Source organism: Lachnobacterium bovis DSM 14045 (assembly GCF_900107245.1).
Taxonomy (GTDB): domain Bacteria; phylum Bacillota; class Clostridia; order Lachnospirales; family Lachnospiraceae; genus Roseburia; species Roseburia bovis.
This window is the reverse complement of sequence record NZ_FNPG01000009.1, coordinates 104935-126442: the sequence shown is the minus strand read 5'-3', so window position 1 is coordinate 126442 and position 21508 is coordinate 104935. Positions and strand designations below refer to the sequence as shown.

Here is a 21508-nt window from a genome sequence, read left to right as displayed (position 1 = left end):
ACCGACCTCCCAAAAGTTAGATTTTTGGTCTAACTTTTGGGGGTCGGTACAAAATTAATTCTGTAAAAGATATTAAAGGAAAGAAAATTGGTGTTCAATTAGGAACAACTGGTGATATTTATGCGTCAGATTATGAAAAAGATAAATCAGGAAGTAAAGTTGAAAGATATAATAAGGGTACAGATGCTACACAAGCTCTTATCCAGAAAAAAATTGATTGCGTAATTATTGATGAACAGCCTGCAAAAGCATTTGTTGCTGGTAATAAATCACTTTCAATTTTAAAAGAAGAATTTGTTAAGGAAGATTATGCTTTTTGCGTATCTAAGAATAATAAAGAGCTTACAAAAAAAGTAAATAAGGCTCTTAAAAAATTAAAAGCAAATGGAACAATTGATAAGATTAATAAAAACTATATTGGAAAATCGAATGAAATAGGTAAAACACCTTATAAAAAGAAAAATGTTGCTCACAAAAATGGTAAATTAGTTGTTGCAACTAATGCAGCTTTTCCACCTTATGAATCATATAAAAACGGTAAAATCGTCGGTATAGATATGGATATTATGCAGGCAGTTTGTGATGAGCTTGATATGGAATTGCAGATTGAAGATATGGAATTTGATTCTATTATTACAGCAGTTCAATCTGGTAAAGCTGATCTTGGTGCATCAGGTATGACTGTTACAGAAGAACGTAAAAAGAATATTGATTTTACAGATTCTTATACTACTTCAAAACAGGTTGTTATTGTAAATAATGGTAAAGCAGCAGGAAGCACAGTTTCTATTGCTGAAAAATTCAAATCTGATTTTGTGACAGATAATAGATATGAATATATTTTAAGTGGTCTTAAGAGTACAATTATTATTACTATTTTAGCGTTAATAATTGGTATTGTGTTTGGATCATTGCTTGCAATCGTTAGAACTACACATGATAAAAATGGTGGATTAATAATTCTTAACTTTTTTGCTAAAATTTATTTGACAATTATTCGTGGAACGCCTACAATGGTACAGTTGCTAATAATTTATTACGTTGTTTTTGCGTCTGCAAATGTAAATAAGATTTTTGTAGCGGTTATAGCTTTTGGACTTAATTCATCTGCATATGTGGCTGAAGTAGTACGTTCAGGTATTATGTCTGTAGATAATGGACAGTTTGAAGCAGGTAGAAGTTTAGGATTGTCATATTCAACAACCATGATTAATGTAATTTTACCACAGGCATTTAAAAATATTTTACCAGCACTAGGTAATGAACTTATTACATTACTCAAAGAAACATCAATCAGTGGTTATATCGGATTGATTGATTTGACAAAGGGTAGTGATATTATTCGAAGTGTAACATATGATGCTATTATGCCACTTGGAGTTGTTGCGTTAATTTATTTATTTATAGTAATGCTTCTTACCGCAGGTGTTAATAAATTAGAGAGGAGCTTAAGAAAGAATGAGCAGCGATAATGTTTTATTAGATATACAGAATTTAAAAAAGAGTTACGGAAAGCATGAAGTTTTAAAAGGAATTTCAACTACAATATCTAAAGGCGAAGTTATTGCAATTATCGGACCTTCAGGTTGTGGTAAATCAACTTTCTTACGCTCATTAAACTTATTGGAAAAACCAACCGAAGGTATTATTAGATTCGAAGGACAAAATATTACCGATAAAGATATTAACGTAGATAAAATGCGTGAAAGAATCGGAATGGTTTTCCAACAATTTAATCTTTTTCCAAATATGACAATCAAAAAAAATATAATGCTTGCACCAGTGAAGTTAAAAAAGATGACACCGGAACAAGCCGAGGAAAAAGCAATGAAGCTTTTAGAGAGAATTGGCTTAAAAGATAAAGCTGATGCTTATCCTAACATGCTATCAGGTGGTCAAAAGCAAAGGGTTGCTATTGCTCGTTCCCTTGCTATGGATCCTGATGTAATGTTATTTGATGAGCCAACTTCAGCACTTGATCCTGAAATGGTTGGTGAAGTATTAAATTTGATGCGTGATTTGGCAAAGGAAGGAATGACAATGGTTGTTGTTACTCATGAAATGGGATTTGCAAAAGAAGTAGCTAGCAGAGTTTTATTTATTAACGAAGGCGTTATCAGCGAAGATAATGTTCCAGAAGAGATTTTCAACAATCCAAAGTCTTCACGATTAAAAGACTTTTTAGGAAAGGTGTTATAAATTTTATGATGCATATATTGTATAAATCTTTTATCTTTATAGGAGTTGCTTTTTTAACTTTTGTTTGTACAGGATTAGCTTGTGTTTTGTATATGTACGGACAAAATTATAGTAGATATAGCTATGATCCGTATGTTGCTACGGCTAGATATGAGGACTATAAAGATTTGAATCGTAGAGAAGTAGAGTTTTATTCTGGAAAGAATAAGTTACATGGTTATGTCTATGGAGAGAATAATAAAAGGATGATTGTTTTTTCACATGGAATATGGTCTGGACATGAAGATTATATGGCCTTTTTAAAATGGTTTATCGATAGGGGATATGCTGTTTTTGCTTATGATTATACAGGATATAATAAAAGTCAGGGTTCGAATGCAAGGGGACTTTCTCAATCTATGATAGATTTAGACAATGCATTAACTTTTATTGAACATGATAGTAAATTAAAAGAACATGATTTATTCTTAATGGGACATAGTTGGGGTGCATATGCAACAGCTAGTGTCCTAAGATATAAACACAACGTGAAAGCGGCTGTGTCTTTATCAGGTTTTAATAATCCAGAAGAGATATCATTAGATGTAACAGAAAAAACGTTAGGTAAAGCGACATATTTGTTGACTCCATTTTTAAAGCTTAATCAATACAGACTGTTTAAGGATAACGGAAATGTCAATGCAGTTGATAGTATCAATTCGACTAATATTCCTGTTTTGATAGTACACGCTAATGAAGATAAATTTATCAAGTTTGATAAAACATCTATTATTGCAAAGAAAGACCAGATTACGAATAAAAATGTTCAGTATTATGTCGTAACACAAAAATATATTAATGATCATAGTTCTTATGTAAATGATGCTCCATCAGCTTTAGAGGTTAAAAGAATTGCTAAAGAGCGTAAAAAGTTAGAATCTAAATGTCCAAATGGTAAAGCATCAGATAAGCAACTTAGAGCGTTTTATAGTAAACTTGATAAATCAAAAGCTAATCAACCAAATGTTGAATTGTGTGAACGTATAGATAAATTCTTTAAGAGTGTTAAATAGAAATGAAATGTACCCTCTTTACTGGACAAAAACCAGTAAGGAAGGTACATTTTTATTAAGCTAAATCTTTTTCTTTCTCATTCTTTGAATCTTTATAAGGTTTTATTTTGTCAGTTTCAGATGTTTTCTTGTTCATTTCAGTTGAATTATTGTTATTACTTGAAACTAAATTTATGTTATTAGCATGTGAAACTGTAGCATTAGCTGTCAATTCACGTTTCAAATTCTTTTGAGCAGTTGAAAGCATTAATTTAATACGATTAAGTTGATTAACTTCTGATGCACCAGGATCATAATCAATTGCAACAATGTTTGCAGTTGGATTTTCAGAGCGTAATTTTTTGATTACACCTTTACCAACGATATGATTTGGTAAACATCCAAAAGGTTGAGCACATATAATGTTTTTAGTACCACTTTCAATTAATTCAAGCATTTCACCAGTTAAGAACCAACCTTCACCAGTTTGATTACCAATAGAAACAATTTCCTTTGATTTCTCTGCTAATTCATCAATATGAGCAGGTGGTGTGAAACGTTCACTCTTTTCGAATTCATCTCTTGCAGCATTTCTGAGCCATTCGAAGAATTTGATTAAATAGTTATTGTTTTGTTTCTTTTTCTGAGATTCTCCTAAAACATCTGTTTTAAAGTTCTGATTGTAACAACTGTATAGTAAGAAGTCTGTTAAATCAGGAACAACCGCCTCAGCACCTTCTTTTTCAAGTAGTTTTACAACATCATTATTTGCAGCAGGAGAGAACTTAACAAGAATTTCTCCAACAACGCCGACTTTAGGTTTTTTGATGTCTTTTAAAGGCAACTTATCAAAATCTCTGATTATTTCGCGACAAATCTTTTTATATTTTCTATGAGATAAAAGCTTAGTATTTCCAATAAAATTAATGACTTCACCTTTCCACTTTTCATGAAGGGCGTTAGCAGAACCTTCAACTAGTTCATAAGGTCTGGTTCTGTATAGGCATCGCATGAAGATATCACCAAATATTAAAGCGTATAAGCCATGTTGAATTAATTTTGGTGAAAGCTTAAATCCCGGATTTTGTTCGAGACCAACCATGTTAAGTGAAATAACTGGAATATCAGGATGTCCAGCCTTGATTAGGGCGCGTCTGATAAAACCAATATAGTTTGAAGCACGACATCCACCACCAGTTTGGGTTACAAGTATAGCAGTTTTAGATAAATCATATTTATTTGATAACACTGCGGACATGATTTGCCCAACAACTAATAAAGATGGATAACAAGCATCATTATTAACATACCTAAGTCCCATATTTACACATTCTCTTGATGAAATATCTGGAATATCAAGTTTATATCCGGCAGCTCTAAAAGCAGGCATTAAGAGTTCAAAATGTATAGGAGACATCTGAGGACAGATGATAGTATAGTCCTTTTTCATCTCTTTAGTAAATACAGTTCTGTGGTAAGCGGAAGAAACAATTTCGCGTTTTTCATGTTTCTTGGCCTTAACTCGTAGTGCAGAAAGAAGGGAACGAATTCTAATTCTTGCAGCACCTAAGTTGTTTACTTCGTCAATTTTTAGACAGGTATAAATTTTTCCGGAGCCTGATAAAATATCATTTACCTGATCAGTTGTAACAGCATCTAGTCCACAACCGAATGAATTAAGTTGGATTAAATCAAGGTCATCTCTTGTTTTTACAAAAGTAGCTGCAGCATATAAACGAGAATGATACATCCATTGATCCATTACGATTAGAGGTCGTTCTACTTGTGCTAAATGAGAAACACTATCTTCTGTTAAAACGCATACACCGTAAGAATTGATCAAATCTGGAATTCCGTGATTGATTTCTGGATCAATGTGATATGGACGCCCTGCTAAAACAATACCTTTTTTGCCGGTTTCTTCCATATATTTTAAAACTTCTTCACCTTTCTTTTGCATATCAATACGAGCATTATTTAATTCGGTCCAAGCTTTGGCAACAGCATTAACGATTTCAGTCTTTGGAATATTAAATTCTTTTGTAAAACAATCAACTAAAGCAGAAGTTGCAGTGTCCTGGTTACTAAATGCAATAAAAGGATTTATAAAACGCATTTTTCCGGATGTAATCTCTTCAACATTGTTTTTAATATTTTCTGAATAAGATGTTACAATCGGACAATTGTAGTGATTATTGGCACCAGGAAATTCGTTACGTTCATATGGAATAGCTGGTTGGAAAATAAAGTCAACATTTTGTTTTATTAACCAAGCAATATGTCCGTGAGTTATTTTTGCTGGATAGCACTCTGATTCACTTGGAATTGAATCAATTCCCATTTCATATAGTTTTCTAGTTGAAACAGGAGACAAAACAACTTTAAATTTAAGCTCATTAAAAAATGTAGCCCAGAAAGGATAGTTTTCGTACATATTAAGAGCTCGTGGAATACCAACTGTTCCTCTAATTGCTTCTTCATCTGATAAAGGTTCATAGTCAAAGATTCTATGCAATTTGTATTCAAAAAGATTTGGAACATTATCTTTATTTTTTTGTTTTCCTAATCCACGTTCACAACGATTACCTGTTATATAACGACGATTATCATTGAAACGATTAATAGTAAGAAGACAGTGGTTTGTACAACCTTGACATCTTGCTAGTTTTGTATCGTAAGTTAATTTAGATATTTCATCGATTGAAAGCATAGAAGATGTATGGGATTCTGCATATCTTTCACGAGCAATTAAAGCGGCACCAAAGGCACCCATTATTCCTGAAATGTCCGGACGAGTTACATGCACACCGGCTATTTTTTCTAAACTTCTAAGTACAGCATCGTTGTAGAAAGTTCCACCTTGAACTACAATGTTCTTTCCTAAATCTTTAGCATCAGTTAATTTGATAACTTTAAATAAGGCATTTTTCATTACTGAATATGCAAGACCGGCTGAAATATCTGCAACACTTGCCCCTTCTTTTTGTGCCTGTTTAACTTTTGAGTTCATAAAAACGGTACATCTTGTTCCAAGATCTATTGGATGTTTTGCAAATAAAGCTTCTTTTGCAAAATCTTGTACAGAGTAGTTAAGTGATTTAGCAAAAGTTTCAATAAAAGAGCCACAACCTGATGAACATGCTTCGTTAAGTTGAACAGAATCAACATTTTGATTCTTGATTTTGATACATTTCATATCTTGACCACCTATGTCTAAGATACAATCAACCTCAGGGTCAAAGAATGCAGCTGCGTAATAATGTGCAACTGTCTCAACTTCACCTTCATCGAGCATAAGTGCGGCTTTTAGTAGAGCTTCGCCGTATCCTGTTGAACATGAATGTACAATATTAGCCTCCTCGGGCAATAAAGTGTAAATTTCTTTAATTGATTTAATGGCAGTCGCTAAAGGATTTCCATTATTGTTACTATAAAAAGAATACAATAATGAACCGTCTTCACCAACTAATGCAATTTTAGTGGTTGTTGAACCGGCATCAATTCCAAGGTAACAATTGCCTTTATATGAAGCTAAATCGCGAGTCTGAACGTGATTTTCACCATGTTCAAGCAGGAATTTATCGTATTCTTCTTTTGATGTAAAAAGTGGATCAAGTCTTGCAACTTCGAATTCCATTTTTATATCTGAATGTAATAGAGTTAATAAATCATCAATTGTTGTTGTAGTGTCTTCTTTATAATTTAATGCTGAACCAATTGCAGCAAATAAATGAGAATTATCAAGTAAAATAGCATGTTTATTATCTAATTTTAGAGTTCTTATAAATGCCTCTCGTAATTCTGATAAAAAGTGTAAAGGACCTCCTAAAAATGCAACATGTCCTTTAATTGGTTTACCGCATGCAAGACCGCTTATTGTTTGATTTACTACTGCCTGAAAAATTGATGCTGACAAATCTTCTTTTGTAGCACCTTCGTTTATTAAAGGTTGAATATCCGTTTTGGCAAAAACTCCGCAACGGGCAGCAATTGGATAAATAGCTTTGTAATTCTTGGCATATGTATTTAGTCCAGTTGCATCTGTTTGAAGAAGTGATGCCATTTGGTCTATGAATGATCCCGTTCCACCGGCACAAATACCATTCATTCGTTGCTCAACGTTTCCACCTTCAAAATAAATTATCTTTGCATCTTCTCCACCAAGTTCGATAGCTACATCAGTCTGTGGTGCAACATGTTCAAGTGCAGTTGAAACAGCAATAACTTCTTGTACAAAAGGAATATTAAGATGTTTAGCTAAAGTTAAGCCACCTGACCCAGTAATTATTGGAGCAATAACTTTGTTGCCGATAGTTTCTTGAGCCTTTGTTACAAGAGAAGCTAGGGTTTCCTTTATATTGGCAAAATGTCTCTCATAATCCGAAAAAAGAATGTTGTTTTTTTCGTCTAAAAGAGCAATTTTAACAGTAGTTGATCCAATGTCAATACCTAATTTGTTTAATTTATTTTTATCCATAGAATCCTCCATACCCTCTTATATTTAGTCAAAGAAAGTGTATTTTTAAACAAGTATAAAATATTCACGCAATACTATTCATTATACGACATCATTTTTTAAAAAACAATAAAACAGTGAATATTTTGTGATCAAACTTTAAAAATAAGGTATGTTTCTTTACATATAAATTGAATAATGATAGTATAGTAAATGTAAAAAATTTGAATAGGAGAAGAGTGTTTATGAGTTGGTTCGATAAACTATCAAGAAAAATTGAAGGAATAGCGGTTTCGAATATAACAGCTTATCTGGTTGGAATTTGTGTTATTTCTAATCTATTCCTTAAAGATATGTATAAATATTTTGCATTTGATGTGTATGGAATTATACATGGCGAGGTTTGGCGTATTTTTTCATGGATAATGGTACCATCTAATTTGAGCACAATATCTGTGTTGTTTTTAGTGTTATTAATTCCATTTGGAAGAGCGATTGAGCAGATTATAGGATGCGCTAAATTAAACGCGTTCTATCTATGTGGGTTTATACTAAGTGTATGTTGTGGATTTTTACAATATTTTGTTATAAGTGTGGTTGATCCAAGCAATGCAGTTAGTCCATTTTTAACATTATACAATATCTTAACTACAACATTTATTTTGATGGGATTATTTATGCCTAATACAGTGGTTCAATTGTACTTTATTATTCCAATAAAAATGAAATACATGATAGCATTTTATTTTATTATTACGATTGCTGAATTAATTGAGTACCTTAGAATGGGCAATATGGTGTATATGTATTATTTTGGAACACCAGTTATTTATGCTCTAATAAATGTTTTGCTCGTATTTTTCTCTATAAAAAATGGAGGACCTAGAAATAGAAAAAATAAAAAGAATGTTTTTTATAATTCTGCAGTTCCTAAAAAATATGAGAAATATACAGTTTATCATGGAACAGGTGGTAAAATACCTAGACATAAATGTGCTATTTGTGGAAAAACAGATATCGATTCACCTGATATGACATTTAGATATTGTTCACAATGTAATGGCAATTATGAATATTGTATGGATCATTTATATTCACATGAACATATAAAATAGAAAAGAAATGGAGATTTTTGATGAAGAAATTAATAGGCATTATTGCTTTAATTTTAGTTGTATGTTGTTCAGTAGTGTTGTTTGTTTCCATTAAAGGAAAAGAAAAAAATAATTCAGCTGTACAAAAAGTTAAAAAAGTTGCATTAAAGAAGGGCGAAATCAGATTAGGTGTTATGTTACCAGGCGATGAAACTGATTCATTTTCGAAAAATCAGATTAAAAGTATAAAGCAAGCAGCTAAGGATTCTAATATTTCAGTGAAAAATATTGTTTGGAAAACACAGGTAAAAGGAAGCAGTGATTGTAAAGATGCAATGAGCGAATTCGCTGAAGCAAATTGTACACATGTTTTGGTGACGAATGAGAGAGTTGCTTCTGTAATATATGAGAAAGCAGCGGATTATTCTGATATTAAGTTCTTTGTTTATGGAGGAACAGCAGCTAAGATTTCTAAAGTGAAAAATGTATATGATTATTCTCTAAGAGATAGTGAATATCGTTATATATCAGGTGTTTTAAGTGGAATGAAAATTCAAGAATTAAAGGCACAGAATGTGCTTTTACCTGAAAATTTAGATGAAAAAGGAAATGTTAAACTTGGATTTGTTGGTTCATATAAGAATCCAAAAACAATTTCAGCATATTCTGCTTTTTATCTAGGTGTTAAATCAGTTCTTCCTGAGGTAACAATGGAAGTTGAATATATTGATGGTAAGAACAATGTAAACAACGAAGGAACAGCTGTACAAAGATTAATGAGTAGAGGGGCTGTTGTTATTGGATATGATACTAATTCATTAAGTATTCCAACTGTTGTACAGGCTCAAAAAAATGGTGGTAAGAATGTTTATTTTGTAAGTGCCAATTCAAACATGTTAGATTCAGCTCCAACAGCACAGTTATTTGCTGAAACAAATAAATTCGAAAATGTCTATAAAGATATTATTGAAAAGAGTAAGAATAAAGAAAAAATCTCAAAAGATTTATCATATGGTTATAAAGAAGATGCATTAGAGATTACATCATTTGGACCAGAGGCGCCAGCTAATGCTCAGGAAACTGTTAATACATTACAGGAACAGTTTAAACAGGATCGGATAAAAGTTTTTGATACGTCTAAGTTTAAAGTAAATGGTTCTGAATTGACTAAGGCGACAATTGATTTATCATTATATGAGGATGATGAAAAAGAACCTTTATATAAAGGTAAAAATAAAAATGCAATTGTAGAAAATGGAGATGTTAAATACTTTAGCGAATCTACATTAAGATGTGCGCCATACTTTAATTACATTATTGATGGAATTAAAGAAATGAATGTAGGAGAATTACAACCAAAAGAATAATTTAAAAGAATAGTATTGTAATTGACAAAGTTGCGTACAGAATTTATAATTTAATCATGGATTTTTATGGGGTTGCTACTTAGTAGCAGCCTCGTTTATGTATATTACCGTTTATAAGCTTTTACTAAAACATCAAAAGGGTATAAAAATAAACATCGTTTTATTCGATATACTTCCTAGAGATGTTTATTTTGAGGCTTAATAAAGGTTTAATTTGTATGACTAGGAGGACAGGGACGAATGGAAAATGAGACAGTCTCTAAAAATTTTATTGAGCAAATCATAGAAAAGGATTTAAGTGAAGGATATTGTGAAACAGTACACACTCGTTTCCCACCAGAACCTAATGGATATTTACACATTGGTCACGCTAAGTCTATTCTTTTAAACTATGGTTTAGCAAAGAAATATGGCGGAAAATTTAATTTACGTTTTGATGATACTAATCCAACAAAAGAAAAAAATGAATTTGTTGAATCTATTAAAGAAGATGTTAAGTGGTTAGGCGTAGATTGGGGAGATACAATTTTTTTTGCATCTGATTATTTTGATAAAATGTATGAAGCAGCAGTTGAACTTATCAAAAAAGGAAAAGCATATGTTTCAGATCTAAATGCTGATCAGATAAGAGAATATCGTGGTACTTTAACAGAGCCAGGTAAGGAAGATCCTTACAGTAAACGTACTGTTGAAGAGAATCTCGCACTATTTGAAGGTATGAAAAATGGTGAATTTGAAGACGGTTCAAAAGTTTTAAGAGCTCGTATTGATATGAAGTCATCAAATATTAATATGAGAGATCCTATTATTTACCGTGTTGCAAGAATGAATCATCATAATACAGGTGATAAATGGTGTATTTATCCTATGTATGATTTTGCACATCCAATTGAAGATGCAATTGAAGGTATTACACATTCAATTTGTACTCTAGAATTTGAAGATCATAGACCTTTATATGATTGGGTAGTTACAGAGCTTGGTTATAAAAAAGACGAAAATGATACACCAAAGCAGATTGAGTTTGCAAAATTATATTTAACAAACGTTGTAACAGGTAAGAGATACATCAAGAAATTGGTTGAAGATGGCATCGTAGATGGATGGGATGATCCTAGATTAGTGTCAATTGCTGCATTAAGAAGAAGAGGATTTACACCTGAATCTATTCAAAGATTTATTGAATTATGTGGTATTTCTAAAGCTAATAGTTCTGCAGATTATGCAATGCTCGAGTATTGTATAAGAGAAGATTTAAAAATGAAAAAACCACGTATGATGGCAGTTTTAAATCCTATTAAAGTTGTAATTGATAATTATGAAGAAGGTAAAGTAGAGTATTTACCAGTTGTAAACAATATGGAAAATGAAGGATTAGGTTCTCGAGAAGTTCCATTCACAAGAGAGCTTTATATCGACAGGGATGACTTCATGGAAAATCCACCAAAGAAATATTTCCGTATGTATCCTGGAAATGAAGTACGTTTAATGAATGCATATTTTGTTAAGTGTGAAAGCATTGAAAAAGATGAAAACGGAGAGATTAAAGTAATTCATTGTACATATGATCCTGAGTCAAAAGGTGGAAACAGCCCAGATGGACGTAAGGTAAAAGGTACAATTCAGTGGGTTTCAGCTGAATATGGTAAAAAGGTTCAAGTTAGACTTTATGAAAATATCGTTAATGAAGAATTAGGAGTGTATAACGAAGATGGAAGCTTAAATGTCAATCCTAATTCACTTACAGTTTTAGAAAGCGTAGTAGAACCTGCACTTGTTGATGCTAAACCATATGACAGTTTCCAATTTGTAAGACAAGGATATTTCTGCGTAGACGCTAAAGATTCAAAAGAAGGACAGCCTGTATTTAATAGAATAGTTTCATTAAAAAGTTCGTTTAAGTTGCCAAAGTAATTGCAAATAGCATGAAAGAGGGTTGAAGAATGAATTTATTGTCGGGATTAGAAAAGTTTGGTTTAAATTCTAAAGATATGAAAGATATCTTTAGTGAAGATACTCAGGAAAAAAAGGCTAAAGTGTCAAAAAAAGAAGTTGCTAAAGAGGAGCCTCCAAAACCAAAGAAAGAGGAGCCAAAAGAAACTGATTTTTTGCTTCAAAAGGCTATTAGATGTCCTGTTTGCGATAAGGTTTTTAAAACATTATTAGTAAAAAATGGACGAATCAAAAGAAAAGAATCGGACAGAGATTTAAGACCAAGATTTATGTACATTGATACATTAAAATATGATATTGCGTCATGTCCATACTGTGGATATACGGCAATGAATAGATATTTTGAACATATGTCGACAACCCAGGTTAAGCTTATTAAAGAAGGCGTATGCATGAAGTTTAAGCCTACTAGTGAAATTAGTGATGAAATAAAAGAAATCGATTATGATGAAGCAATTGAGCGTTATAAATTGGCTTTATATAATGCCATGGTTAAAAAGGGCAAGATAAGTGAAAAAGCTTATACATGTCTGAAGATATCATGGCTTTATAGAGCTCAAATTGAAACGTTAGAAGCTGAATTAGAAAAAGAGGAATGTACACCTGAAAGAAAAGTATCCATCGATAAACAGCTTGATATTGCAAGGACAGAAGAGATTGCTTTTTATAACCAAGCTTATGAAGGATTTGAGAAGGCTATTTCTTCTGAAATGTATCCTATAGCTGGAATGGATCAAAATACTCTTGATTTTTTGATCGCTGTAATGGCATTTAATCTCAAAAAATATGAAGTTGCTTCAAGAGGTGTATCAAGATTGTTAACTTCAACTTCAGCATCGTCTAGAATTAAAGATAAAGCCTTTGATTTAAAGGAAGAGATAATTAATGCTATTCGAAATGGAAAGTAGAAGTGAAACAATAGAATATAAAAAATAAAGGCGTATGAAAATATATTTTTCATACGCCCTTTATATGTACTACATATACAATTAATTATTTATTATTTTCAACTTCTTGCATTTTCATAGCACGCACTTTTAATGGTAAACCAAATAATGTGATGAATCCTTCAGCATCATGATGATCATATAAATCACCAGTTGTAAAGCTAGCTAAAGATTCGCTATATAATGAGTATTTAGAAGTTGTACCAGCTTTGATGATATTGCCTTTGTATAATTTGAATTTAACTTCACCAGTAACATATTTTTGTGTTACATCTATAAATGCACAAACTGCTTCACGAAGTGGTGTGAACCATTTTCCTTCATATACAATTTGAGCAAGTTTATTACCCATTTCTTTTTTAACTTCCATTGTTGCACGATCTAAGATTAATTCTTCAAGCTGATCATGTGCTTCCATGAGGATTGTTCCACCTGGAGTCTCATATACACCACGTGATTTCATTCCTACAACACGGTTCTCAACGATATCAATAATTCCAATTCCGTGTTTTCCACCTAAAACATTAAGCTCGCGAATGATATCAGAAACTTTCATTTTTTTACCATTTAATGAAGTAGGAACACCAGCTTCAAATGTCATTGTAACATATTCACCTTCTTCAGGAGCTTTTTCAGGGCTGTTCCCAAGAACAAGAAGATGATCATAGTTTGGAGCAACTGATGGATCTTCAAGTTCAAGACCTTCGTGACTGATATGCCAGAGATTTCTATCGCGGCTGTAGCTTGAATCAGCTGAGAATGGAAGATCAATTCCATGAGCTTTACAATAATCTATTTCATCCTGTCTAGATTGAAGTTCCCATTTATCATCTCGCCAAGGAGCAATAATTTTAAGATCTGGAGCAAGAGCTTTGATACCAAGTTCAAAACGAATTTGATCGTTACCTTTTCCAGTAGCACCATGACAGATTGCAACAGCACCTTCTTTACGTGCAATTTCAACTAATTTTTTAGCAATACCTGGACGAGCCATAGAAGTTCCAAGAAGATATTTGTTCTCATATACAGCGCTAGCTTTAACACATGGAACAATGTAATTGTCACAAAAATCATCAACAATATCTTCAATGTATAATTTAGATGCGCCAGATAATTTAGCTCTTTCTTCAAGACCGTCTAACTCCTCTTCCTGTCCGCAATCTACACAACAACAAATAACTTCGTAATCATAATTTTCTTTTAGCCAAGGGATAATGGCTGTGGTATCTAAACCACCTGAGTATGCAAGTACAACTTTTTCTTTCATCTTTTTATTCCTCGTTTATTAAATAGTAGTAGTTTTTTGGTTCCCTCTCCAAGGAAAAAATAACTTATGCAATTAATATACAACATATTAAAATGAATTACAAGTGTAAATTTATACAAAAAAACTAATAAAAATACAATTTAGCGGTGCAAAACACAAAATCATTAAAGTGTTGTTTTTTATTGAAAACAGATATAGAAATATGAATAAAAATGTGATATAACAAGAATATATGAAAATATAATACATATATATTATATTGATAGAAAAAAATATGAAAAAAAAGTTGCATAAAAGAAAAAAAGAATGTATAATTATGCAAAGATGATTTTTTTATGCATACTCTTTTGAGTTAGTGTATATAAAATGAAAATGTAAAAATGGAAAATGTATAGTTTAATTTTAAAAGTATAAAAGGAGATTACGAAATGATAAATGTAGGAATAATAGGTGCAACTGGATATGCTGGAGGAGAATTAGTAAGAATTCTTGTTAACCATCCGGAAGTGGAGATAAAATGGTATGGTTCAAGAAGCTATGTGGACCAGAAATATGCAGATGTATATAGAAATATGTTTGAAATTGTTGAAGATAAATGTTTTGATGACAACATCGAAAAGCTAGTTGAAACAGTTGATGTAGTATTTACAGCTACACCGCAAGGATACTTAGCGGGCGTTTTGAACGAAGAGTTATTAAAAAAGGCTAAATTCATTGATTTGAGTGCAGATTATAGATTGAAAGATGTAAATGTATATGAAGAGTGGTATCAGATTAAACATAAATCTCCTGAATTGATAGAGAAAGCAGTTTATGGTTTATGTGAGATTAATAGAGAAGAAATAAAGGGAACTAATCTTGTCGCTAATCCAGGATGTTACACAACATGTTCTATTTTAACAGCTTATCCATTGGTAAAAGAAAAAATTATTGAACCTAACACTTTAATTGTAGATGCTAAAAGTGGCACAAGCGGAGCAGGTAGAGGTGCAAAGATTCCTAATTTGTATTGTGAAGTAAACGAGAGCATTAAGGCATATAAAGTTGCAAGTCATCGTCATACTCCTGAGATAGAAGAACAATTAGGGTATGCAGCAGGAGAGAAGATTTGTATTAACTTTACACCACATTTAGTTCCTATGAACAGAGGAATTTTAGTTACAGAATATGCAAATCTTAAGAAAAAAGCTGACGGTACATATCCAAGTAGTGAAGAAATTAGAAAAATTTATAATAAATATTATAAAAACGAAAGATTTGTTCGTGTTCTTAAAGAAGGCGAAGTTCCAGAAACAAGATGGGTTGAAGGAAGTAATTATGTTGATCTGAATTTTGTCGTAGATGAAAGAACTCATAGAGTTATTATGATGGGAGCTCTTGATAATTTAGTGAAGGGAGCTGCAGGACAAGCTGTTCAAAATATGAATTTGATTTTCGGATTTAAAGAGGATTTAGGATTAAATTTTGTTCCTGTTTTCCCATAAAAGGGAGGAAAATATATGATTACGAAGAACAATTACAAGGTTTTTCATATAGAATCAATAGATGAAGATATAGTTATAAGACCAATGGAGTATTCTGATTATGATAATGTTTATAAGTTATGGGGAACAATCCATGGTTTTAGAATAAGGAGTATAGATGATTCGAGAGAGGGAATATATCGATTTTTAGATAGAAATCCGAATACAAGTATTGTAGCTGTTAATTCAAAAAATGTGATTATTGGTGCAATTCTATGTGGACATGATGGCAGAACGGGGTGTTTGTATCATGTTTGCGTAAGGGAAGATTATAGAAAAATGGGAATCGGTAACGTGATGACGTCTAGTTGTATTAAAGCCCTGAAAAATGAAAAAATCAATAAAATTTCATTAATTGCTTTTAAAGAAAATGAGGTTGGAAATTGTTTTTGGAAGGGCGAAAAATGGTGCAAAAGAGATGAAGTAAATTATTATGATTTTTCATTAAATGATGAGAATGTTTCAAAATATATAGATTAAGTGAGGATTAAAATGACAAATATGAATGTAAATGTTTTATTAGAAAAAGCTGAAGTTTTAATTGAGGCGTTGCCATATATTCAGCGTTTCAATGGGAAAATAATTGTTGTAAAATATGGTGGATCAGCGATGCTTGATGAATCTTTAAAAAGACAAGTAATTCAAGATGTTGCATTGTTAAAACTTGTAGGCTTAAAACCGGTAATTGTGCATGGCGGTGGAAAAGAAATAAGCCGTTGGGTTGAAAAAACAGGTATGGAGCCAGAATTTGTAAAAGGCTTCAGAAAAACGGATGCAGAAACAATGGAAATCGTTGAGATGGTTCTTAATAAAGTTAATAAATCTTTAGTTCAGTTAGCTTTGGAAATTGGTGTAAACGCTGTTGGAATCAGTGGTAAAGATGCGGGATTATTAAATGTATCTAAAAAAACAGCAGATGGTGAAGATATAGGTTTTGTAGGAGATGTCAAAAAAACAAATCCTCAAATCATATATGATTTACTTGAAAAAGATTTCCTTCCAATTATCTGTCCAGTAGGTATGGATGATGAGTTTAATAGTTATAATATCAATGCAGATGACGCCGCTTGTGCAATTGCAGAAGCTTTATCAGCGGAAAAATTAGCATTTCTTACAGATATTGAAGGTGTTTACAAAAATCCAAATGATCCAAAAACTCTTATTTCAGAATTGAAAATAGATGATGCTAAAAAACTTATTGCAGATGGATACATTGGTGGTGGAATGTTACCAAAACTAAACAATTGTATCGATGCTATCGAGCAAGGAGTTTCAAGAGTTCATATTTTAGATGGACGAATTCCTCATTGTTTATTACTTGAATTCTTTACAAATAGAGGTATTGGAACAGCTATTTTAGGTGAAGATGAAGAGTACTATAATTAATAAAAACATAAATAAGAAAACATGAATTAAGAACCTATAAACAAAAAATATAAATGTAAAACATAAAAGAGATAATATATAGGAAAATGTAAGAATAAGAAGAGGATTTAAAATGCAAACTGTAGATAAAAAAAATTATATAGAAAAAACAGAAAAGAATTTAGTTCATACATACAATCGATTTGATGTTGTATTTGATAAAGGCGATGGAGTATACCTATATGATTCTGAAGGAAAAAAGTATTTAGATTTTGCAGCAGGTATAGCTGTTATGGCGTTAGGGTATAATAATAAAGAATATAATAATGCCTTAAAAAATCAGATTGATAAATTATTACATACTTCAAACTTATATTATAATACAACTATTTGTGAAGCATCGGAAAAACTTTTAGAAGCTTCTCAAATGGATAGAGTTTTCTTGACTAATAGCGGAACAGAAGCAATCGAAGGTGCGATAAAAGCAGCTAGAAAATATGCCTATAAAAAACAAAAAAAAGGATGTTATGAGATTATTGCAATGGAACATTCTTTTCACGGAAGAAGTTTAGGAGCGCTTTCTGTTACAGGAAATAAAAATTATAGAGAACCATTTGAACCACTTATTCCAGGTGTTAAGTTCGCAAAATATAACAATATTGAAAGTGTTAAGGAATTAGTTTCTCAAAAAACTTGTGCAATAATAATGGAGACAGTTCAAGGAGAAGGTGGAATTTATCCTGCAGAAGAGAGTTTCTTGAAAGAAGTAAAAGAGATTTGTAAAGAAAATGATATTTTATTAATTCTTGATGAAATACAGTGTGGAATGGGAAGAACAGGTGATATGTTTGCTTGGCAAGGTTACGGAATAAAACCAGATATCATGACTTGTGCCAAAGCAATCGGTTGTGGCGTTCCAGTGGGTGCGTTTTTTATGACAGAAGAAGTCGCAAAAAATTCATTAGAACCAGGAGATCATGGTACAACATACGGTGGAAATCCGTTTGTATCGGCTGCAATCTGCGAGGTCTTAAGACAATTTGAAAAGAAGAATTTGTTAGAGCATGTAAAAGATGTGTCAGAATATCTTGAAGATCAGTTAGATACATTGGTTTGCGAATATGATTTTCTTGTTGAAAGACGTGGAAAGGGTTTGATGCAGGGAGTTGAAACTACATTAAAAGTTGGAGAGGTTTCTAAAAAAGCTCTTGAAAATGGATTGATTGTTATAACTGCAGGTAAGAATGTTTTACGTTTTGTTCCACCTTTAATTATAACAGAGGAAAATGTTGATGAAATGATTTGCAAATTGAAAGAAACATTAGACACTTTTGCATAAAATTAAAAAATAACAAAATTGCACTTGTAAAGCTTGCCTTTTTTCGCTAAAATAGTTATCAGGTGTTGAGCTCCTTAAGAAGGAGATTACAATGAATAAAAAAATTTATACTATGATGAAAAAAGGTAGAGCTATTGCAATTACCTGTTATTGTTTTTTTATGGTCTTATCTTTAACGGCTTGTCAGAAGGATGAAGTTTTATTATCTACAAATAATGCAGAGGTTAAATATTCAAAAGAAAAAAATTACACCCCCAAAGTCGACGAGCAAAAAAAGAATAATAAGAGTAAAAATAATAAACGTACGCAGGGCAATGCTACTCAAAAGGTAGTAGTGTATGTTTGTGGGCAGGTTAATAAACCAGGCGTTTATAAATTATCAGCAAATAAAAGAATAAATGATGCAGTTGAGATGGCCGGAGGCTTTAAAACAGATGCAGCAGAAGAGTATCATAATTTAGCTGATAAGTTATCAGATGGTCAAAAGATATATGTACCATCACGTCAAGAAGTACAAAATCAGACTATTCCTAGTAGTGATGAATCAAAGAAAGAGACAGTAGATGATACAAAGTGTGACGGAAAAGTAAATATTAATTCAGCAACAAAGGAACAATTGATGACTATTAAAGGCGTTGGTGAGAAAAAAGCAGATAGCATTCTAGACTACAGATCTAAACATGGTAAATTTTTCAAAATTGAAGATTTAAAGAAAATAGCTGGCATAAAAGACGGGCTGTTTAACAAAATAAAAGATTATATTACGGTGAACTGAGGAGTGTAATATGGCAAAAAAAGTATTGGTAGTCGATGACGAAAAACTAATTGTTAAAGGAATTCGATTTAGCTTAGAACAAGATGATATGGAAGTTGATTGTGCCTATGATGGCGAAGAAGCATTAGAAAAAATAAAAAATAATAAATATGATATTATTTTATTAGATGTAATGCTACCTAAGATGGAAGGCTTTGAGGTATGTCAAACAGTTAGAGAATTTTCAGACGTGCCAATCGTTATGCTTACAGCAAAGGGCGATGACATGGATAAGATTTTAGGACTTGAGTATGGCGCTGATGATTACATTACCAAACCATTTAATATTCTAGAAGTTAAGGCTAGAATAAAAGCAATTATGAGAAGAACATCAGGCTTTAACCAACAAAGAGCTGATGAAACAATTATTGCAAAAGGAGATCTTAAATTAGATTGCGACAGTAGGAGATTATATATTTTAGATAAAGAGGTTAATCTCACAGCTAAAGAATTTGATTTGTTAGAAATCCTTGTGAAAAATGAAAATAAAGTATACAGTAGAGAAAACCTACTTCATATGGTATGGGGAAATGATTATCCGGGAGACGTTAGAACGGTGGATGTTCATGTTAGACGTCTTAGAGAAAAGATTGAAAAGAGCCCTAGTGAGCCAAAGTATGTTCACACAAAATGGGGTGTAGGATACTATTATAACCAAAGATAGTAGGAGTACTGTAAATGTTAAAAAACAAAAAATTTCTAGATTTTATAAAAAGTATGAAGTTTAGACTGATGATTATATTTGTGGTAATGGCAATTGTGCCTTGCCACATCTTAAGAATCGGTATACTTTCTTCATATGAGGCTCGAGCAGTTTCTATTAGAGAAAGTGAGATTTTAAGTCAATCTAAGATTTTGGCTAATAAAATTGCTAAGTCTGATTTTTTATCAGGCAAAGATGATAATGATGTGGAATCACAAGTAAGTACATTGGCAAATCTATATGATGGACGTGTCATTTTAGTTGATAAGAATTATATGATAGTTCATGATACCTATAATATTGATGAACGTAGAACTATTATTTCGGGTCAGGTTGTTAAGACTTTTGCAGGAAAAGAATTAATTAACTATGACAAGAAGGATCATTATATTGAACTTACGATACCGGTTTCTGATGTTGAAGATGATAACCATAGTGTCTTAGGAGTAATGCTTGTAAGTGTATCAACTAACAATATTGTTTTAAATAAAACGTATTTGTCGCAGGTTGGACTCATAATTGAAATGACAGTGGGAATTCTATTTACTTTTTTAGGTGTTTTAGCTGCACTTAAATTAGTGCGTCCAATGAAAAAACTTGAAACAGGAATTGATTCTGTTTGTCACGGATATACAGATAAAGTTGAATCAATGAATACATTTACAGAGGTTGACTTGATTAGTGAAAAGTTGGATTTGGTTCTTAATAAGTATAAAGTTATAGATGATTCACGTCAGGAATTTGTATCTAATGTATCACATGAGCTTAAAACACCGCTTACTTCAATGAAAGTTTTAGCGGATTCTTTAAATTCGATGCAAGATGTACCGGTTGGCATGTATAAGGAATTTATGAGTGATATTGCAAATGAAATAGAGAGAGAAAACAAGATAATAAATGATTTATTGTCATTAGTTAAGATGGATAAGTCAGAAGGTAGTCTAAATATAACTTCTCTAAATATAAACGAATTGTTAGAACAGATTTTGAAACGCCTTCAGCCTATTGCAGATAAGCAACATGTTGAAGTGGTTTTAGAAAGTTTCAGACCGGTTACAGCTGAAGTTGATGAAGTTAAGATAACATTAGCAATAACTAATCTTGTTGAAAATGCTATAAAATATAATGTCAGAGATGATAAAGAAGAGGCAAGTAATGATGAACAAAGATGGGTTCATGTTTCTTTGAATGCAGATCATCAATATTTTTACATTAAAGTTGAGGATAATGGAATTGGTATTCCGGAAGAGTCGCTTGAACATATTTATGAGAGATTTTATCGAGTAGATAAATCACATTCTCGTGAAATTGGAGGAACTGGCTTGGGATTAGCAATAACAAGAAGTTCTATTTTGATGCATCGAGGTGCTATAAAAGTTCATAGCGTATTAAATGAAGGAACAACATTTGATGTAAGAATTCCACTCAATTACATAAAAGTTTAGGAGAC

At 31.9% G+C, this 21508-nt stretch carries 16 protein-coding genes; 14 read left to right on the top strand and 2 right to left on the bottom strand.

Going from position 1 to position 21508, the window contains the following annotated elements:
* Positions 1-20 precede the first annotated feature (20 nt).
* The 3 genes from BLV79_RS04665 to BLV79_RS04655 are packed head-to-tail and all read left to right on the top strand — an operon-like array spanning position 21 to position 3251.
* Positions 21-1472 carry an ABC transporter substrate-binding protein/permease gene (locus tag BLV79_RS04665; RefSeq protein ID WP_083354446.1) on the top strand — a complete coding sequence of 484 codons (1452 nt, stop codon included), beginning with the start codon at positions 21-23 and terminating at the stop codon, positions 1470-1472.
* Positions 1459-2199 carry an amino acid ABC transporter ATP-binding protein gene (locus tag BLV79_RS04660; protein ID WP_074716595.1) on the top strand — a complete coding sequence of 247 codons (741 nt, stop codon included), beginning with the start codon at positions 1459-1461 and terminating at the stop codon, positions 2197-2199. The genes BLV79_RS04665 and BLV79_RS04660 overlap by 14 nt, the downstream gene beginning before the upstream one ends.
* A gap of 5 nt (positions 2200-2204) precedes the next feature.
* Entirely contained in the window at positions 2205-3251 is a 1047-nt protein-coding gene (locus BLV79_RS04655) for an alpha/beta hydrolase family protein (RefSeq protein ID WP_074716593.1), read from the top strand.
* Positions 3252-3306: 55 nt separating this feature from the next.
* Here BLV79_RS04655 and BLV79_RS04650 read toward each other — a convergent pair whose 3' ends face one another.
* Entirely contained in the window at positions 3307-7707 is a 4401-nt protein-coding gene (locus tag BLV79_RS04650) for a 2-hydroxyacyl-CoA dehydratase (RefSeq protein WP_083354445.1), read from the bottom strand.
* Positions 7708-7931: 224 nt separating this feature from the next.
* On the opposite strand from BLV79_RS04650, the gene BLV79_RS04645 reads away from it, so the two are divergent.
* The 4 genes from BLV79_RS04645 (at position 7932) to BLV79_RS04630 (ending at position 13008) form a co-directional block, all read left to right on the top strand.
* Positions 7932-8801, top strand: coding sequence for a hypothetical protein (locus BLV79_RS04645; RefSeq protein ID WP_074716591.1), 870 nt, complete (start codon positions 7932-7934; stop codon positions 8799-8801).
* Between the two features lie 20 nt (positions 8802-8821).
* The gene (locus BLV79_RS04640; RefSeq protein WP_074716589.1) at positions 8822-10147 is read left to right on the top strand and encodes a BMP family ABC transporter substrate-binding protein; all 1326 of its coding nucleotides are present in this window, start codon (positions 8822-8824) and stop codon (positions 10145-10147) included.
* A gap of 240 nt (positions 10148-10387) precedes the next feature.
* The gene (locus BLV79_RS04635) at positions 10388-12061 is read left to right on the top strand and encodes a glutamine--tRNA ligase/YqeY domain fusion protein (protein WP_074716587.1); all 1674 of its coding nucleotides are present in this window, start codon (positions 10388-10390) and stop codon (positions 12059-12061) included.
* Positions 12062-12090: 29 nt separating this feature from the next.
* Positions 12091-13008 (top strand): DUF2225 domain-containing protein, encoded by a 918-nt coding sequence (locus BLV79_RS04630; RefSeq protein ID WP_074716585.1) that lies wholly within the window; start codon positions 12091-12093, stop codon positions 13006-13008.
* An 85-nt stretch (positions 13009-13093) separates the two neighbouring features.
* Here BLV79_RS04630 and BLV79_RS04625 read toward each other — a convergent pair whose 3' ends face one another.
* Positions 13094-14314, bottom strand: coding sequence for an argininosuccinate synthase (locus BLV79_RS04625; RefSeq protein WP_074716583.1), 1221 nt, complete (start codon positions 14312-14314; stop codon positions 13094-13096).
* A 428-nt stretch (positions 14315-14742) separates the two neighbouring features.
* Between BLV79_RS04625 and argC the strand changes: the two genes are divergently transcribed.
* The 7 genes from argC to BLV79_RS04590 all read left to right on the top strand — a co-directional run bounded on the left by argC (position 14743) and on the right by BLV79_RS04590 (position 21503).
* The gene (gene argC, locus BLV79_RS04620; RefSeq protein WP_074716582.1) at positions 14743-15798 is read left to right on the top strand and encodes an N-acetyl-gamma-glutamyl-phosphate reductase; all 1056 of its coding nucleotides are present in this window, start codon (positions 14743-14745) and stop codon (positions 15796-15798) included.
* A gap of 15 nt (positions 15799-15813) precedes the next feature.
* Positions 15814-16317 (top strand): GNAT family N-acetyltransferase, encoded by a 504-nt coding sequence (locus BLV79_RS04615; protein WP_074716580.1) that lies wholly within the window; start codon positions 15814-15816, stop codon positions 16315-16317.
* Positions 16318-16329: 12 nt separating this feature from the next.
* On the top strand, positions 16330-17223 hold the full coding sequence (gene argB / locus BLV79_RS04610) for an acetylglutamate kinase (RefSeq protein WP_074716578.1): 894 nt from the start codon (positions 16330-16332) through the stop codon (positions 17221-17223).
* A 112-nt stretch (positions 17224-17335) separates the two neighbouring features.
* Positions 17336-18541 (top strand): aspartate aminotransferase family protein, encoded by a 1206-nt coding sequence (locus BLV79_RS04605; RefSeq protein ID WP_074716576.1) that lies wholly within the window; start codon positions 17336-17338, stop codon positions 18539-18541.
* Between the two features lie 91 nt (positions 18542-18632).
* The gene (locus tag BLV79_RS04600; RefSeq protein ID WP_083354444.1) at positions 18633-19316 is read left to right on the top strand and encodes a helix-hairpin-helix domain-containing protein; all 684 of its coding nucleotides are present in this window, start codon (positions 18633-18635) and stop codon (positions 19314-19316) included.
* A 10-nt stretch (positions 19317-19326) separates the two neighbouring features.
* Entirely contained in the window at positions 19327-20019 is a 693-nt protein-coding gene (locus BLV79_RS04595; protein ID WP_074716575.1) for a response regulator transcription factor, read from the top strand.
* Between the two features lie 14 nt (positions 20020-20033).
* Positions 20034-21503, top strand: a complete 1470-nt coding sequence (locus tag BLV79_RS04590) for a sensor histidine kinase (protein WP_074716573.1) — start codon at positions 20034-20036, stop codon at positions 21501-21503.
* Positions 21504-21508 lie beyond the last annotated feature (5 nt).